The following is a 323-nucleotide window of genomic DNA, read 5'->3' on the forward strand; positions in this document are numbered from 1 at the left end:
TCGAGCCAGGCGCGGGTGCCGCTGTCGTCATAATCGACCCACCAGGTCGCACGGTGGTGACGCTTTAAATACAGGTCGCGGTCGGCATACAGCAGCGCATGGCGCTCGTTGACCTGCGCGTAGTGGGCCGGCGCGGTGTGGTCGAGCCAGGTGTTCAGGGCCGACAGGTCGATGTATTCCTCGACTCGGGCGCCCGCTCTTTGGGCCAGATTGGTGACTTTGTCGGCGCGGTACTGGCGAACCAGGGCTTCGACTTCGTTGTACAGGTCAATCGGGATGAAGGCGCGCACCGGGGCGGTGGCCTCGGCGATCTGCTCGCGCAC

The 323-nt window shown here is 65.0% G+C and carries 1 pseudogene; it reads right to left on the minus strand.

Annotated elements, in window-relative coordinates:
* Positions 1-323 (minus strand): annotated as a pseudogene (locus EKA13_RS28065) (hypothetical protein); the annotation flags it as partial.

The organism is Pseudomonas defluvii, assembly GCF_001695625.1.
Taxonomy (GTDB): domain Bacteria; phylum Pseudomonadota; class Gammaproteobacteria; order Pseudomonadales; family Pseudomonadaceae; genus Aquipseudomonas; species Aquipseudomonas defluvii.